A 14845-nucleotide genomic window follows, 5' to 3' on the forward strand; every position below is an offset into this window, starting at 1 on the left:
GGTCTCTTCTTCGTTGGTCGATGGGTCGACTCATCGTCGATCACGTTCAGATACTGGGTTTCACGGCACGTCATGCGCGCGCGGCTTTCAAGCATGAAAGCGCCCGCCATTGCAAATGACGATGCGAGGTGTGCGAGAGGCGATTCGAAAGCGCGGCGTTTTGAACGAGTAATTGGGATATGCGAAGCCCGCGCGCTGACTTCAATAGACAAACTATATGCACAGTGTTTTGACGTTTCGATTAGCGTTTTCCCGGTACGCGCCCTGCATATAGTCATGCTATTTATAGGTTTTCCCCCCAAACGAGCAAGCCATGAGCGCCCCAAAATCCAGGCTTCGGTCTGCAGCGTGGTTCGGCACCGCCGACAAGAACGGTTTCATGTACCGGAGCTGGATGAAGAATCAGGGCATTCCGGATCACGAGTTCGCGGGCAAGCCGATCATCGGCATTTGTAATACGTGGTCCGAACTAACGCCGTGCAATTCGCACTTTCGCAAGCTCGCGGAGCACGTGAAGCGCGGCGTGTATGAAGCGGGTGGATTCCCGGTCGAGTTTCCGGTGTTCTCGAACGGCGAGTCGAATCTGCGGCCCACCGCGATGTTCACGCGCAATCTCGCGAGCATGGACGTCGAGGAAGCGATACGCGGCAATCCCGTCGATGCGGTCGTGCTGCTCGTCGGCTGTGACAAGACGACGCCCGCGCTGCTGATGGGCGCGGCGAGTTGCGACGTGCCCGCGATCGTCGTCTCCGGCGGCCCGATGCTCAACGGCAAGCACGAAGGGCGCGATATCGGCTCGGGCACGGTCGTGTGGCAACTCAGCGAGCAGGTGAAGGCGGGCAAGATATCGATACACGAGTTCATGTCGGCGGAAGCGGGCATGTCGCGCTCGACGGGCACCTGCAACACGATGGGCACCGCATCGACGATGGCGTGCATGGCGGAATCGCTCGGCGTCACGCTGCCGCACAATGCGGCGATTCCGGCTGTGGATTCGCGCCGCTATGTGCTCGCGCATCTGTCGGGCATGCGTATCGTCGAAATGGCTCTGGAAGACTTGCGGCTCTCGAAGCTGCTCACGCGCGAGGCGTTCGAAAACGCGATCCGCACCAACGCGGCGATCGGCGGTTCGACCAATGCGGCAATTCATTTGAAGGCGATCGCGGGGCGTATCGGCGTGAAGCTCGAACTCGACGACTGGACGCGCATCGGGCGCGGTACGCCGACGCTCGTCGATTTGCAGCCCTCGGGGCGCTTCCTGATGGAAGAGTTCTACTACGCGGGCGGTTTGCCGGCGGTGCTGCGGCGGCTGGGCGAGGCGAACCTGATTCCGCATCCGGATGCGCTCACGGCAAACGGCCGCACGCTCTGGGAGAACGTGAAGGAGGCGCCGCTGTACAACGACGAAGTGATCCGTCCGATCGAGAAACCGCTCGTCGCTGATGGCGGATTGTGCGTGCTGCGCGGCAATCTCGCGCCGAACGGCGCGGTGCTGAAGCCGTCGGCGGCGACGCCCGCGTTACTGAAACATCGGGGCCGCGCGGTCGTGTTCGAGGACTTCGACGACTACAAGCGCCGCATCGCCGATCCCGATCTCGATGTCACCGCGGACTCCGTGCTCGTGATGAAGAACTGCGGGCCGAAGGGCTATCCGGGCATGGCGGAGGTCGGCAACATGGGCCTGCCGCCGAAGGTGCTGGCGCAAGGCGTGACGGACATGGTGCGCGTGTCGGACGCGCGCATGAGCGGCACGGCGTATGGCACCGTGGTGCTGCACGTCGCGCCCGAGGCGCGCGCGGGCGGGCCGCTTGCGATCGTGCGCGACGGCGACTGGATCGAACTGGACTGCGACAAGGGCCTGCTGCGCATCGATATCGACGATGATGAAATCCGCACGCGCCTCGATGCGTGGTCGGCGGCGAAGCGCGAGATTCCCGAGGATCGCACCGGCTATCGCAAGCTGTATGTCGATCACGTATTGCAGGCCGACGAAGGCTGCGACTTCGACTTTCTCGTCGGCTGCCGTGGCGCGGACGTGCCGAAGCATTCGCATTGAGATGTCACTTGCGCGGGCTCCACGTCGCGATCGCGACGCCGAGCACCGCGACGCCCATGGCCCACCATGCGGCTGCGGGCAGAACTTCGCCGAGAAAGAACCAGGACAGCACGGCGGCCGCGGGCGGGATGAAAAAGAACAGCGACGCCACTTGCGATACCTTGCCCGCGCGCGTCATCGCGAGCAGCAGCGTGATCGCGATCAGCGAATTGCCGATCACGAGATAGGCTAGCGTCGCGATGAAGGTGGGTGTCCATTGCACTTGCGTGTGCTCGAACGCGAGCGCCATCGGCGCGCAAAACACGAAGCCGACGCTGTATTGCACGAGGTTCGATGTGATCGGGTCTTGCGCCGTGCCGAGGCGCTTTTCATACAGCATCGCGCTCGTGATGCCGATGAGCGCGCCGATCGCGAGCAGCACCGGCCCGAGCGATTCCGCGTGCATTGGCCCGCGCGCGACGATCACGCCCGCCGCGCCCACGAGCCCGAGCGTCAGGCCGATCCAGCGTCGAACGCCTATCCGCTCGCCGACGAACTTCGGCGCGAGCACGCCGACGAGAATCGGCTGCAAGGACACGATCAACGCGAGTACCGAAGTCGCGATGCCCGCCGTCATCGACAGATAGCTGAGGCCGAAGTACATCACCTGCACGAGAAAGCCGACGACGCCGAGATGCAGCCACGCGCGCGCGTTGCGCGGCCATTGCGGGCGTTTGATTGCGCAGACGGCGAGCAGCACGCCGACGCTCAACGCGAAGCGTATCGATAGAAACGTCAATGGCGACGCGTAGTGCAGACCGGTCTTCGCAATCGGGAATCCCGCGGACCAGAGCAGCAGAAAGAGGATCGGCCCGCCGACCGTGAGCCAGCGGCGTTCGTTTTGCGTGCGGGTATCTTCTTTAACGTCGATATGCGGCGCTTGCGCCATGTTCGCGTCCTTTGCTTGTTTTACCTGATTGTAGTGTTCAAGACGACGCCGGGCGAAGTGTGAGACATTCTTTGCTTCCATTGCCTTCGCTGCGAATCATGAACGACAACACCAATCCCGCGCCGGACAGCACGGCTGCGCGCGTCGCGATGTGGCGCGCACTGCATGTCGAAGCCGATGCGCCGCCGCACGTGCTCGCGGACACGATCGGCCTCGAATTGCTCGCGCCCGATGCGAACTGGCGCGAACGTGGCGACATGAATCCGGAGTTCACGCGGCCTTTCCGTGCGTCGATCGTCGCGCGTGCGTGCTTCATCGAAGATCTCGTCGTCGAAGAAGCGGGCCGGGGCGTGACGCAATACGTGATCCTCGGCGCGGGTCTCGACAGCTTCGCGCAACGCAGGCCGGAGATCGCTTCACGGCTGAAGATTTTCGAAGTCGATCCGCCGGGGCCGCAAGCATGGAAGCGTCGGCGTCTGATCGAGCTCGGCTATGGGGTGCCGGACTGGCTGCGTTTCGTGCCCGTCGATTTCGAAGCGGGAGAATCGTGGCGCGAGAAGCTCGTGAACAACGGCTTCGATGAAAGCAGGCCTGCAATCGTCGTGTCGACGGGCGTCAGCATGTATCTCACGAAGGAAGCGAACGCGGCCACGTTGCGGGAAGTGGCGGGCTTCGCGTCGGGATCGATCTTTGCGATGACCTTTCTGCTGCCGTTCGAACTCGCGGACCCCGATGTGCGTCCGGGACTGGAGATGGCGGAGAAGGGCGCGCGGGCGAGCGGCACGCCGTTCATCAGCTTCTTCACGCCGGGCGAGATTCAGTCACTCGCGCGCGATGCGGGCTTCAGCGACGCGCGTCACGTTTGCGCGGCGGATCTGACGCAGCGCTATTTCGCGGATCGAAGCGATGGCCTGCGTCCGCCGCACAATGCCGAAGAACTGCTGATCGCGAATACATAGGTTTGCCATGCCCAAGATCGACCTCGCCGCTGTGCCGGAGATAACCGGCTCGGGTTATCCGCCGCCGTTCGATGCGCCCTGCGCCGATCGCATTCGCCAGCGTATCGGCGATGCGGGCGGTCTCAGCGACTTCGGCGTGAATCTGATGCGCCTGCCGCCGGGCGGCTGGTCGAGCCAGCGTCACTGGCATTCGCACGAGGACGAGTTCGTTCATGTGCTCGAAGGCGAACTCGTGCTGATAGAGGACGAAGGCGAGACGATCCTGCGCGCGGGCGATTGCGCGGCGTTTCGGAAGGGAACGGGCAACGGTCATCACATGATCAACCGGTCGGGGAAGGCGGCGGTGTATCTCGAAGTAGGCAGCCGCGTGTATGAAGACCTTACGACCTGCTCGGATGTCGATATGAAAAGCGCCAATGCCGACGGCCGTTTCGTCCACAAGGACGGCACGCCGATCCCGCGCCCCTAATCCGCCACACGCACGACCACATCCGCCGCAGCAAGACTCTCTGCCATCCACTCAGGCGGCGAAGCATCCGTGAAAAGCGCATCGATCTGACTGAGATGACCGAGCTTCACGAGCGCGGCGCGGCCAAACTTCGAGTGATCGGCGACGAGAAACACCGTGCGCGACTGCTCGACGATCGCCTGCGCCACGCGCACCTCGGCGATATCGAAGTCGCGCAGCGTGCCGTCCTCTTCGATGCTCGAAATGCCGATGATCCCGAAGTCCACTTTGAACATCCGGATGAAGTCGACCGCCTGCTCGCCGACGACGCCCTTGTCGCGCGCGCGCACCTTTCCGCCCGCGACCAGCAGCTCGGCGTCGGATTCGTCCGCGAGAATGTTCGCCACGTTCAGGTTGTTCGTGATGACGCGCAAGCCCGTGTGCTGACGCAGCGCGCGGGCGACTTCCTCGGTCGTCGTGCCGAGGTTGATGAAGAGCGTCGCCTGATTCGGTATCTCGGACGCGACGAGCCTCGCGATGCGCCGCTTCTCTTCAAGATACATGTGCTGGCGCGCCGTGTAGGCGGTGTTCTCCGAACTCGTCAGCGCGCTCGCGCCGCCGTGATAGCGGCGCAGCAGGTTCTGGTCGGACAGCCAGTTCACGTCGCGGCGGATGGTCTGCGGCGTGACCTGGAATTGCGCGGCCAGGTCTTCGATGGTGGCGAAGCCGTCTCGTGCGACACGGTCGAGCAGCGCCCGCTGCCTGCCGTTGAGTGCTGGATCGGATGTCATCGAAGTGAGCAGAATCGCAAAAAAATGAAAATTGCCGGATGCGCGAGTGTACGACGAAATATACCGCGCCCGTACTCGGTGTTAGGATGATTGAAAACGAATATAAGCATTCGTTTGCGAACATAATCACAACCGGCAGCAGGGAGTCGGCGGCATGAGCCAGCAACGTTTCATCCTCGCGCTCGATCAGGGAACGACCAGTTCCCGCGCGCTAGTCTTCGCCCGCTCGGGCAGTGTCGTCGCGAGCGCGCAGCGCGAATTCGCGCAGCATTATCCGCAGCCCGGCTGGGTCGAGCACGATCCTGACGATATCTGGCAATCGCAGCTCGATGTCGCACGGGAGGCCATGCGGACGGCCGGTGCGCAAGGCTCGGAGATCGCGGCGATCGGCATCGCGAACCAGCGCGAGACGACGCTTTTGTGGGACCGGCGGACGGGCGCGCCCATCGGGCCCGCCATTGTTTGGCAGGACCGGCGCACCGCTGCGCACTGCGCGCGCCTGATCGAAAGCGGCGCGCAGCCGCTGATCGAGCGCAAGACGGGCCTGCGTATCGATCCGTATTTTTCCGCGACCAAGCTCGCGTGGCTGCTCGACAGCGCGCCGGGGCTGCGCGCGCGTGCGCAACGCGGCGAGCTGGTTTTCGGCACCGTCGATAGCTGGCTCGTCTGGAATCTGACCGGTGGCCGCGTCCACGTCACGGATGTATCGAACGCCGCGCGCACCGCGCTCTTCGATATCCGCGCCTGCCAATGGGACGACGAACTGCTCGCGCTCTTCGATATCCCGCGCGCCGTGTTGCCCGAGGTGATGCCGTCGAGCGGCTTCATCGCGCATACGGATGCCGCGTTGTTCGGCGCGGCCATTCCGATCACGGGCGTCGCGGGCGATCAGCAGGCCGCGACCTTCGGGCAGGGATGCGTCGAGCCGGGTCTCGTCAAGAACACGTACGGCACCGGCCTTTTCATGTTGATGAACACGGGTGCGCAGCCCGTCGCATCGCGGCATCGGCTGCTCACGACGATCGGCTGGCAACTCGACGGGCGTCTCACGTATGCGCTGGAAGGCGCGGTCTTCATGGGCGGCGCGATCGTTCAATGGCTGCGCGATGGCCTCGGCATCATCGAAAGCGCGCAGGATATCGGCGCGCTGGCGGCGCAGTGCGAATCGAGCGAGGGCGTCGTGCTCGCGCCGGCGTTCGCCGGACTCGGCGCGCCGTATTGGGACCCGTATGCGCGCGGCACGCTGCTCGGCATGACGCGCGGCACGTCGCGCGCACATATCGCGCGGGCGGCGCTCGAAGCCATCGCGCTTCAGACCGTCGATGTCCTCACCGCGATGGAGGCCGACGCGGGCATCGCCGTGAGCGAGCTTCGCGCGGACGGCGGCGCGTCGCGAAACGACCTGTTGATGCAGATCCAGGCCGATCTGCTCGCGAGGCCCGTCGTGCGCCCGCACGTCACCGAGACGACCGCGCTCGGCGCCGCCTGCCTCGCGGGGCTCGGCTCGGGCTTGTGGTCCGGTCTCGACGAAATCACGCGCGCATGGCCGGCCGCGCGGCGCTTCGAACCCACGATGTCCGCGCACGCACGCGAAGCGCATATCGAACGATGGCATCGCGCGATCGAGCGCGCCCGCGGCTGGGAAATACCCTCTGCTCAATCCACTCGCGTCACGGTCTGACATGCACGCCAACACTCCTCCCGACCGCGCATCGCTGCTGCGCGAAGTGGACCAGACGCCGCTCTTCGATGTCGTCGTGATCGGCGGCGGCGCGAGCGGTCTCGGCACGGCCGTCGATGCGGCGTCGCGCGGCTATCGAACCTTGCTGCTCGAGGCGCGCGACTTCGCCAAAGGCACATCGAGCAAGGCCACCAAGCTCGTTCATGGCGGTGTGCGTTATCTCGCGCAGGGCAACATCCCGCTGGTTCGCGAGGCGCTGCGCGAACGCGGCCTGCTTGCGCGCAACGCGCCGCATCTGGTGCATGCGCTTGGCTTCGTCGTGCCGGCGTATCGCTTCGGAGACAAGTTCGTCTACGGCGCGGGACTCAAAATGTACGACTGGCTCGCGGGCTCGCTGAATCTCGGCGCGAGCCGCAGCCTCAATCTCGCGCAAACGCGCGCGAAATCGCCGATGCTCGCCGACAGCCTCGACGGCCACGCGTTGCGCGGCGGCACGCTCTACCTCGACGGTCAGTTCGACGACGCGCGTCTCGCTATCGCGCTGATGCGTACGCTGTTCGATCTCGGCGGCGTCGCGCTCAACAATGCGGCCGTGCATGGCATCGGTTTTGATCGCGCGGCGGGGCATCATCGGCTGTCGGTGACGGATGTCGAAACGGGCGACAGCTTCAGCGTCGGCGCGCGCTGCCTCGTCAACGCGACGGGCGTCTGGGTCGACTCGATCCGCGCAATGGCCGAACCCGGCGTGCGCCCGATCGTGGCGCCGAGCCAGGGCGTGCATCTGACGTTGCCGGGCCGCTTCCTGCAAAGCAACGACGCGATTCTCGTGCCGAAGACGAAAGACGGCCGCGTGCTGTTCATGGTGCCGTGGCACGGCCACACGATCGTCGGGACGACCGATACGCCGCGTCAGGACTTGCCGCTCGACCCGCGCGCAAGCGACGAGGATATCGACTTCATTCTCGCGACGGCGTCGGATTATCTGTCCGTCAAGCCGACGCGCGATGACGTCCTGAGCGTCTGGGCGGGGCTTCGTCCGCTCGTGAAGGCCGATGGGCAGGCATCGACGGCGGCGCTATCGCGTGAACATACGATCGAAATGAACGCGACGGGCATGATCACCGTGACGGGCGGCAAGTGGACGACTTATCGGCTGATGGCGCAGCAGGTCATCGATCTCGCTGTGGCGAAGCGCCTGGTGCCGGATGCGCCGTGCCGGACGGCGTCGTTGCCGTTGCATGGCGCGACGGCGGAGCAGCACGGCTATTACGGCTCCGATGCGGCGCGGGTCGGGCGTTTGCCCGGCGCGCAGAACGTGCTGGTGAAGGCGAGCGGTTTGACTGAGGCGCAGACGCGTTTTGCGGTTCGGGCGGAACTTGCGCGGTGTGTCGAGGATGTGCTGGCGCGGCGCAATCGCGCGCTGTTTCTCGATGCCGCTGCTGCGCGCGACGCGGCGCCGGAAGTCGCGAGAATCGTGGCGGAAGAGCTTGGGAAACCTGTGCAGTGGCAAGCCGAAGAGGTAACGCGTTTCGAGGCTTTCGCGCGGACGTGGATGTTGTCGTAACGTCTGGCTTTCGCCGGATCCCGCTAACGAGATCCGGCGAGAAAACCTGAAGTCAGAACGCGTGCCTCAGGCCCACCATCGCAACAAACTGCGAAGGTCCCGAGGAAGGCGACGCATTCTGCGAATCACCGACGACCGCCACTGCATTCGCGATAGTCAAACCGCCGCCCGCTGCGACCAGCGACTTGCCACGCGCATGCTGATAAGCCTGCAGTGCGTAGAACGTGGTCCGTGCCGACACGCTATACGTTTCCTCGAACGAAACCTGATGGTACTGCGCCGGATCGGCGATGCCGTTCGCCTTGCTCGCGCGCGTGTAGCTGTATCCCGCCGCGACATTCACCGCCGGCGTGAACCGATACGTGGCGACAACGCCGTAACTGTTGAAGACCGCTTCATCCGCGAAAAGCGAATGCGAGCCCGGCGCGTATTGCACGTTGGAGTAGTTGAGGCCGACCATCAGATCGTGGTACGCGTAGCGCGCGGCCGCCGCGATCAGTTGGGCGCTCTGCGCGCTCGCATAGCCGTTGTTCACCGGCGAGTTGATCGCGTATGAACCGAGCGCGGGGCTCGTCGCGATGTCCTTCAGCTTTACGTAGCCCGCCGCGATCGACACCGGCGTGTAGTCGTAGCGCAACGCGGCGCTGAAATTGCTTCCGCTCGCGATGCTGCCCGGCACGCCGCCGAGCCCGTACTGCGCGCTGAACGCCAGACCCGCGATGACCGGCGACGCATACGTGACCGCGTTGTTGAAACGCAGCGTGGTGTCGAGTGCATCGACGTCGCCGGGATGCGCGCCGGTCGCGCCGGTGAGCACGCCCGTCGGCCCGAGCGCGCCGACCATGCTGAAGTAGGGCGTGTACTGGCGGCCGAGCGTCAGCGTGCCGTAGCGGTCGTTGCTCAAGCCCATATAGGCTTGCCGGTTGAAGATCGTGCCTGCGCTGGATTGCGCGCCCGTCAGCGAATTGAAACCGCTTTCGAGACGGAAGATGGCTTTGGTGCCGTCGCCAAGGTCTTCATTACCGACGAGGCCGAACTTGCTCGCCTGCAGATTGCCCTGGCTCATGTAGATGTTCGAATGCCCGCGTTGATCGCTGACATACGCGAACGCGTTATCGACGACGCCATACAGCGTAACGCTGCTTTGCGCCGACGCCATGCCGCACAACGCTCCGGTTGCAAGAGTAAAAGACGTGAGGACGCATGCGCGCGTCCGGGCGCGATTCAAAGACTTCATTGCTGGTTGTTTCCTTTGGGTCAGTGCACGAGACGTACTGTGAAATGGCGCCAGCCATCGGCGATGCGCTCGCTGGTCAGCTCGCCGGTCGCGCAGGTCACGCTTCGCGTGTCCGTCGCGGGCACGCTCACGCGGACTTCGTTCTGCGCGCGCGGCATCTCGCCGTGCCATTCGATTGCAATGCGCAAATGCTGCGCGTCACTTTCGATGACGACGCCCCAGCGCCCTTGCACGCCGTCGCGCCAGGCTTCGCTCTCGCCGTCGTCCTCGATGCATTCGCCCCGCGCGATGCCGACGCCCGCACACGGCAACGCGATGAACGCGCGCTCATCGGCCGGGCGCGCGAAGTGCTGTCCCGCGACGTTTAGCGCGATCACATGACCCTCGCGAATCAGCATGACGGGGCGATCGTGCGGCGCGGGCAAGGTCACGTGCTGGCCGCCGTCGAAGACTTCGCCGCTCCAGTACGACGCCCAGCGCGCGCCCGCCGGAAGATAGACTTCTCGCTCGGTGCGGCCCGCCTCGACGACTGGCGCGACGAGCAGCGACGCACCGAGCATCATGTCGTCGCCATCGGCAAGGCAAAGCGGATCGTTCGGAAACTCCGCGAATATCGGCCGCAACACGGGTTCATAGTCCCGATGCGATTGCCAAAGCAGTTCGTACAGGTACGGAATGAGCCGGTAACGCAACTTGATGAGCCCGGCGATGACGTCCGTGGTCTCGGGGTACATCCAGGGTTCGTTGACGGTGCCGTCGTCATTCCATGAATGAATCGAAAAGCGCGGCAGGAAGATGCCGAATGCGACCCAGCGCAACAGCAACTCGGGCGTGGGCGCCGGACCCGCAAAACCGCCTATGTCATGGCCGCTGTTCGACACGCCCGACATCGCGAGACCGAGGCCCATCTTCAGATTGAAGCGCAGCGTTTCCCACGACGTGTAGTTGTCGCCCGACCACGTCTGCACATAGCGATGCATGCCGACGCCGCCCGAACGCGACACGAGAAACGGCCGCACGCTGGGCGCATGTTCGAGCTGCGCGTCGCGCGATGCACGCATCATCAGTTGCGTCTGCAAGACCTTGGCCTCGCGCGCGGGGAACGCCTTGCCGAAGCCGCGTGCGATGGCGTCGGGGCTCCAGATCTCGAATTCGTTGTTGTCGTTCCATGTCGCGGCGATGCCGTGGCGCAGCAGGCTATCCTTCACGCGCGCCTTCCACCAGTCGATGGTTCGCGGATTCGTGAAGTCGAGATACGCGCCCACTTCGTCCCAGAACTGCACCCACGCGGGCTCGCCGTCGCGCGCTTCGATCAGCAGGCCCGCATCGGCAACCGATTCGAACAGCGGATGATCCTGCAACAGACACGGCTTGATGTTCGGGCACAGGCGCACGCCTTCGCGCAGATAGCTTTCGACGAAGCCATCGATATCGGGAAACCTGTCGCGATTCCAGTTGAACACGTAGCGCTTGCCGCCGATCGACGTATAGCCCGACGACAGATGGAACGAATCGCACAAAATGTCGTGCTCGCGGCATCGTTCGATGAATTCGGCCATGCGCTGTTGCGCGTCGGGAGCGTCGGTGTAGCTCATCGTCGACCCGGAGTAGCCGAGGCCCCACTTCGGCATCCACGCGGGCCGTCCAGTCAGCCACGTGAAGCGGCGCACGGCGTTGAGCGGCGTATCGGGCGAGGCGATGAAGTAGTAGTCGAGATCGCCATGCTCGGCGACGAAGTGCCGATAGTGCCCGTGATAGTTGTCGAGTTCGCGGCCCATGTCGAAGCGGCAATCGGCGAGCGTGTCGTAGAAGAGGCCGAAGCCTGTCGACGTCTGCGGCTGCCACGTCACGTAAAACGGAATGTGCTTGTAGAGCGGATCGGTCGTGCGGGCGCTGTAGCCCATGGCATCGACATTGCGCATTTCGTAGCTCTGATTCGCGCGATCGAGCGAGCCCGCGCGCTCGCCGAGTCCGACGTAAATTTCGTCCGGCTTGCGCTCGACATAGTGGTACACGCGTTCGTCCCACCAGCCGAAGTTGTACGCTTGCGTTTTGCGATCGTTCATCACGTCGTGCCAGCGTCCGTCGCGCCGGATTTGCCACGCGCAAAAGCCGCCATCGAACGCGACCGTCACGCGGATTTGCGACGTTTCGATGACGACACGACCCGCCTCCTCCGACAACGTGAACGGCGTGGCCGTGAAGCCGCTCGTATCGTAGCGGTCGCGTCCTTCGAGCGGCGCGTCTTCCTGACCAGGCGCGATCGCCCATGTGCGCGGGCCGCGCAGTTCGCCATGCGGCAGCACCAGTACGCGGATGATGTCGTCGGCGAGAACGAACAGTTCGATGCGCGCGCCTTCAGCGCAACGCAGCGCGACACGGTTGTCCGTTCGTTCCGATAGCGCGAAACGCGGTCGATTCTTCAAGTTTGCCATGATGTGTCTCCGGTTGATTCGATCTCAGGCCGCCCGTTGCGCCGTTTCTAGCGGATTCGCATCGCTTTTCACGCCGCGCATCAGCACGACGAGCAACGCCGCGCCGATCAGGTCGAACGCGCCGAGCGCGGCGAACAGCGGCGTATAGCCGATCGAATCGGCGAGCGCGCCGACCACGAGCGAGAAGCCCAGTCCACCGATCCACGCCGCCATGCCCGCGAAGCCGGCGGCGGTGCCGACTTCGCCGGGCTCGAAGACATCGGCGGCGAGCGTGTTGACGAGCGCGGAGATCATCTGATGCGCGAAGCCGCCGACGCAGAACAGCGCGATGGCTTCATACGGCGACGCGACGAGCCCGATGCACGCCGGCCCGATCATCATGAACGCGCCGAGCACGACGCCCGCGATGCGCGAAGCAATGAGCGGCAGGCGAAAGCGCTTCATCAGGAACGGCGACAGATAGCCGCCGAACAGCCCGCCCAGATCGGCGGCGAGGAACGGCAGCCACGCGAACATCGCGATCTGCTTGAGGTCCATGTGGCGCTCGGTGGCGAGATAGAGCGGAATCCAGAAGCTGAAGGTCTGCCACGCGGGCTCGGCGAAGAAGCGTGCCTGCGCGATTGCCCAGAAGCGGCGCGTGCCGAGCACTTCGCGGATGCGGCGCTGCCCTTGCGAACGCTGCGCCACGGGCGTCTGCCCATCGACGATCGCATTGCGCTCATGCTCGCCGATGCGCGGATGTTCGCCCGGCGCGCGATAGAGCCAGTACCAGAACGCGGCCCAGACAAAGCCCATCGCGCCGGTCACGACGAACGCGCTTTGCCAGCCGTAGCGCAGCGAAAGAAAGACGACGAGCGGCGGCGCGAACAGGGAACCCAACGACGTGCCCGCGTTGAAATAGCCGACCGCAACCGACTTCTCGCGATTCGGAAACCATTCCGCGACCACCTTCATGCCCGCCGGAATCGCGACGGCCTCCGACAGGCCCATGAGCCCGCGCATCGCGGCGAGCGACATCCAGCCCGTGGCGAACGCGTGCGCGATGCCCGTGGCCGACCAGAGGCACGCGAACAGCGCGAAGCCGAGCCGCAGCCCGATGATGTCGATGATGAGCCCGCACACCGGCTGCATGATCGTATAGCCGACCTGGAACGCGGCGACGACATAGGAGTATTGCTGCGTGCTCATGTTCATGAGCGTTTTCAGCTCGGAGGCCATGACGCCGAGCGCGTTGCGCGAAAGATAGTTGACGATCGTGCCCGCGCAGACGAGCGCGATGATCCACCAGCGCAAGCCGATGACTGTTTTCAAGATGGAGTCTCCGTTGTTCTTGGCGGGCGACGAGCGGCAGCGCGCTGTCCCCGTTAGCGGATTTCTCAATGATCGAATTCGAATATTCGATCATCGGAAACCGTCGTTTATCGTACTACTCGCGCGCGAATTTATCGCAAATGCGACAAATAATTTCGTTTTTGTTTATAGATGTTCGTTTGCGCGCACGATGACCACGATGCACCCGTGCGCCTCGGGGAAATGCCTAGGCCCGATTTAACCGGCCATTACCCTTTGCCCGCGCGGCTTCCTACACTTCTCTCATCAGGAGGAGGCGCCCATGTCAAAACTCATTCACACGATGATTCGCGTGCAGGATCTGCAGCGCTCGCTCGATTTCTATCAGAAGGCTTTCGATTTGGGCGTCGCGCATCGGCTGGACTTTCCGGACTTCACGCTCGCCTATCTGCGCAACGACGAGACGCATGCCGAACTCGAACTCACCTGGAACAAGGGGCGCACCGAGCCCTATACGCATGGCGACGGCTACGGTCATGTCGCGGTGAGCGTGCCGGATGTGAAGGCCGAGCGCGAGCGCCTGATCGGCCTCGGCCTCACGCCCAATGACGTGCGCGAATTCAAGAACGACGACGGCTCGCTGATCGCGCGGTACTTCTTTATTCAAGACCCGGACGGCTACAAGGTCGAAGTGCTCGAACGTCACGGACATTACGAGTAGTCACAGCGGCACCACGCAGGACCACATAAATAAGCGGTTGCAGTGCCCCACAAGGAGAGAGACATGCGAGACACGATCATCCCGATCGTCGCGCAGCGGCGCGCGCACGACGGTGGACATCATCACGACCACGACGAAATTGCCGCCGCCCCCCCGAAGATCGCACTGACCCGGCGTGAATTCCTGCGCGGCACCGGCGTGCTGGTCGGCACCATCGCGGCGACGTCGATTTTCGCGAGCCTCGCGCCGAGCCGCGTCTGGGCGCTCGAAATGCAGGGCTTGAGCACGCATCAGGGCGAAGTGCTGCTGCAAGTGACGCGGCAGATCTATCCGCACGCGACGCTCGATGACGCCGTCTACGCGCTCGTCGTCAAGGATCTCGACGCCAAGGCGAAAGCCGATCCCGCCGTGCGTCAGCAACTCGCCGACGGCGTCGCCCAGCTCGACGCCAAGGCCGGCTCCGACTGGACCAGGCGGGGCGCGAACGACAAGGCGCAGGACGTCGCCGCGCTCGCGGGCACGCCGTTCTTCAACACGGTCCGCAGCACCGCGGTCGTTTCGCTGTACAGCAATCCGATGGCCTACGAGCACTTCGGCTACGGGGCGTCGAGAGGCGATGGCGGTTATCTGCATCAGGGCTTCAACAGCCTGTCGTGGCTGCCGGATCCGCCCGCGGGTGCGAGCGGTCCCATTCCGACCGACAGTTGAGCAAGCGAGCCCATCAAGCGACAAGCG

12 protein-coding genes are annotated in these 14845 nt (G+C 64.2%); 7 read left to right on the plus strand and 5 right to left on the minus strand.

Annotated features, from left to right (window positions below; all coding sequences use genetic code 11):
- The first annotated feature begins 313 nt into the window (after positions 1 to 313).
- Positions 314 to 2056, plus strand: a complete 1743-nt coding sequence (locus BTHE68_RS27300) for an IlvD/Edd family dehydratase (protein WP_162069435.1) — start codon at positions 314 to 316, stop codon at positions 2054 to 2056.
- Between the two features lie 4 nt (positions 2057 to 2060).
- On the opposite strand, the gene BTHE68_RS27305 is transcribed toward BTHE68_RS27300, so the two are convergent.
- Positions 2061 to 2984 carry a DMT family transporter gene (locus BTHE68_RS27305; protein WP_162069436.1) on the minus strand — a complete coding sequence of 308 codons (924 nt, stop codon included), beginning with the start codon at positions 2982 to 2984 and terminating at the stop codon, positions 2061 to 2063.
- Positions 2985 to 3082: 98 nt separating this feature from the next.
- Here BTHE68_RS27305 and BTHE68_RS27310 point away from each other — a divergent pair, with 98 nt between their 5' ends.
- Positions 3083 to 3943, plus strand: coding sequence for a class I SAM-dependent methyltransferase (locus tag BTHE68_RS27310; RefSeq protein ID WP_162069437.1), 861 nt, complete (start codon positions 3083 to 3085; stop codon positions 3941 to 3943).
- A 7-nt stretch (positions 3944 to 3950) separates the two neighbouring features.
- Positions 3951 to 4412, plus strand: a complete 462-nt coding sequence (locus tag BTHE68_RS27315) for a cupin domain-containing protein (protein ID WP_162069438.1) — start codon at positions 3951 to 3953, stop codon at positions 4410 to 4412.
- Here BTHE68_RS27315 and BTHE68_RS27320 read toward each other — a convergent pair.
- Positions 4409 to 5182 (minus strand): DeoR/GlpR family DNA-binding transcription regulator, encoded by a 774-nt coding sequence (locus BTHE68_RS27320; protein WP_162069439.1) that lies wholly within the window; start codon positions 5180 to 5182, stop codon positions 4409 to 4411. The genes BTHE68_RS27315 and BTHE68_RS27320 overlap by 4 nt on opposite strands.
- A gap of 154 nt (positions 5183 to 5336) precedes the next feature.
- Between BTHE68_RS27320 and glpK the strand changes: the two genes are divergently transcribed.
- Positions 5337 to 6863, plus strand: a complete 1527-nt coding sequence (gene glpK / locus BTHE68_RS27325) for a glycerol kinase GlpK (protein ID WP_162069440.1) — start codon at positions 5337 to 5339, stop codon at positions 6861 to 6863.
- Position 6864: 1 nt separating this feature from the next.
- On the plus strand, positions 6865 to 8427 hold the full coding sequence (locus tag BTHE68_RS27330; RefSeq protein WP_162069441.1) for a glycerol-3-phosphate dehydrogenase/oxidase: 1563 nt from the start codon (positions 6865 to 6867) through the stop codon (positions 8425 to 8427).
- A 52-nt stretch (positions 8428 to 8479) separates the two neighbouring features.
- Here the strand turns inward: BTHE68_RS27330 and BTHE68_RS27335 are convergent, their stop codons facing one another.
- Genes BTHE68_RS27335 through BTHE68_RS27345 form a run of 3 tightly spaced genes read right to left on the minus strand, consistent with a single transcriptional unit; the run spans position 8480 to position 13410 of the window.
- Positions 8480 to 9664 (minus strand): porin, encoded by a 1185-nt coding sequence (locus tag BTHE68_RS27335; protein ID WP_162069442.1) that lies wholly within the window; start codon positions 9662 to 9664, stop codon positions 8480 to 8482.
- A gap of 20 nt (positions 9665 to 9684) precedes the next feature.
- Entirely contained in the window at positions 9685 to 12099 is a 2415-nt protein-coding gene (locus BTHE68_RS27340; RefSeq protein WP_162069443.1) for a glycoside hydrolase family 31 protein, read from the minus strand.
- Between the two features lie 24 nt (positions 12100 to 12123).
- Positions 12124 to 13410 (minus strand): MFS transporter, encoded by a 1287-nt coding sequence (locus BTHE68_RS27345; RefSeq protein ID WP_162069444.1) that lies wholly within the window; start codon positions 13408 to 13410, stop codon positions 12124 to 12126.
- Positions 13411 to 13711: 301 nt separating this feature from the next.
- Here BTHE68_RS27345 and BTHE68_RS27350 point away from each other — a divergent pair, with 301 nt between their 5' ends.
- Positions 13712 to 14110: a VOC family protein gene (locus BTHE68_RS27350; protein ID WP_061176940.1), complete on the plus strand. Its 399-nt coding sequence runs from the start codon at positions 13712 to 13714 to the stop codon at positions 14108 to 14110.
- Between the two features lie 63 nt (positions 14111 to 14173).
- The gene (locus BTHE68_RS27355; RefSeq protein WP_162069445.1) at positions 14174 to 14818 is read left to right on the plus strand and encodes a twin-arginine translocation signal domain-containing protein; all 645 of its coding nucleotides are present in this window, start codon (positions 14174 to 14176) and stop codon (positions 14816 to 14818) included.
- Positions 14819 to 14845 lie beyond the last annotated feature (27 nt).

The sequence above is a fragment of the Burkholderia sp. THE68 genome (genome assembly GCF_009938265.1).
Classification (GTDB): domain Bacteria; phylum Pseudomonadota; class Gammaproteobacteria; order Burkholderiales; family Burkholderiaceae; genus Caballeronia.

Coding starts and splice junctions, on each gene's coding strand:
- BTHE68_RS27300 (WP_162069435.1), top strand. CDS start 314: ATGAGCGCCCCAAAATCCAGGCTTCGGTCTGCAGCGTGGTTCGGCACC.
- BTHE68_RS27305 (WP_162069436.1), bottom strand. CDS start 2,984: ATGGCGCAAGCGCCGCATATCGACGTTAAAGAAGATACCCGCACGCAA.
- BTHE68_RS27310 (WP_162069437.1), top strand. CDS start 3,083: ATGAACGACAACACCAATCCCGCGCCGGACAGCACGGCTGCGCGCGTC.
- BTHE68_RS27315 (WP_162069438.1), top strand. CDS start 3,951: ATGCCCAAGATCGACCTCGCCGCTGTGCCGGAGATAACCGGCTCGGGT.
- BTHE68_RS27320 (WP_162069439.1), bottom strand. CDS start 5,182: ATGACATCCGATCCAGCACTCAACGGCAGGCAGCGGGCGCTGCTCGAC.
- glpK (WP_162069440.1), top strand. CDS start 5,337: ATGAGCCAGCAACGTTTCATCCTCGCGCTCGATCAGGGAACGACCAGT.
- BTHE68_RS27330 (WP_162069441.1), top strand. CDS start 6,865: ATGCACGCCAACACTCCTCCCGACCGCGCATCGCTGCTGCGCGAAGTG.
- BTHE68_RS27335 (WP_162069442.1), bottom strand. CDS start 9,664: ATGAAGTCTTTGAATCGCGCCCGGACGCGCGCATGCGTCCTCACGTCT.
- BTHE68_RS27340 (WP_162069443.1), bottom strand. CDS start 12,099: ATGGCAAACTTGAAGAATCGACCGCGTTTCGCGCTATCGGAACGAACG.
- BTHE68_RS27350 (WP_061176940.1), top strand. CDS start 13,712: ATGTCAAAACTCATTCACACGATGATTCGCGTGCAGGATCTGCAGCGC.
- BTHE68_RS27355 (WP_162069445.1), top strand. CDS start 14,174: ATGCGAGACACGATCATCCCGATCGTCGCGCAGCGGCGCGCGCACGAC.